Source organism: Corynebacterium sp. MSK074 (assembly GCF_030229735.1).
GTDB lineage: Bacteria > Actinomycetota > Actinomycetes > Mycobacteriales > Mycobacteriaceae > Corynebacterium.
Window position 1 is genome coordinate 1 of the sequence record NZ_JASPIX010000030.1, and the last position, 1,211, is coordinate 1,211.

Annotated in this window: 1 pseudogene; it reads right to left on the minus strand. The window is 55.6% G+C overall.

Annotation, left to right across the window (positions count from 1 at the left end):
• Positions 1-268 precede the first annotated feature (268 nt).
• A pseudogene (locus QP965_RS11410) lies at positions 269-1,144 on the minus strand (IS3 family transposase); the annotation flags it as partial.
• Positions 1,145-1,211: the final 67 nt, after the last annotated feature.

Below are 1,211 nucleotides of genomic sequence, written 5' to 3' on the forward strand. Positions count from 1 at the left end.
CGTCGTGCCACAGTAGTCATTCTGGCTTATCTCCTTATGCAGGTTGGAAACCCACACACAAACCATCAGACACTCTCCTCGAGACATGCCCGTTCACCCCCGCGGGGCACTCTCGCCCAAAATCGTGCTGCCGGATCGATGTAATGAGACATTCCCGCAGGACAAGCCGGAACGATCTCATAGGACATGCGGAACGATGTCTAGGAACCAGACACACTCTGGTGGGGTTGCCCGCAAATCGTGGACACGTAGTGGAGCTACCTAGTGGTTAGGCAGCTATTTCTTTTCTGCTGGTGGTTAGACCAATGTGGTTCTCGAAGTCGACGGGGCTTACCATACCGAGTGCGGAGTGTCGGCGCCGGCGGTTGTAGACGACTTCAATCCAGTAGGCAACGGCCTTGCGTGCGGCATCACGGGTCGCCCAGCGCTTACGGTCGTAGAACTCGGTTTTAAGCGTTGACCAGAATGACTCGGCCATCGCGTTATCGAAGCACACACCGGTACGCCCTACGGACTGAGCAATGCCCAGGTTGCGGCAAACTTCCCAGAGCTTCTCGCTGGTAAATTGGGTTCCGCGGTCAGCGTGAAACACTAGCCCGTCAGGCACGTCACCGCGCAGCGTATGCGCCATTCGCAGGGCCCGTTCGACCAGGTATGTATCTTGAACGCTATCCATAGCCCAGCCCAGTACCCTGCGGGAATGGCCATCGCGGACTGCACACAGATACAACCAGCCTTCAGCAGTGCGCAGGTAGGTAATATCCGACATCCACACTCGGTTGAGCTCACCGGTATCAAACATGCGCTTGACCAGGTCAGGAAGCGTGGACTTACGTTTGGCTTGGACCGTTGTCACTGGGACAAAGGCCCGCGGTGAAATCCCTTCAATGCTCATCATGCGCATTCGTTTAGCCACAGTCTTACGGTTAAGCGCAATGTGGTAGCGCTCGGTAAGTTCTGCGGTGATCCGCGGAGCACCGTAAACCTGATCGGAGTCCGACCAAATCTGATGAATCTTGCGGTCAACATCGTCGTAGAATGCTGCGCGATCATCGTCGCCGGATAGCCGCTTCTGCTGCGTATGGGCCCATTTGTAGTATCCAGACCGAGATACTTTTAATAGCCGTGCCATACGTGGGGTTGCCCGCAAATCGTGGACACGTAGTGGGGCTACCTAGTGCTTAGGCAGCTATTTCTTTTCTACTGGTGGT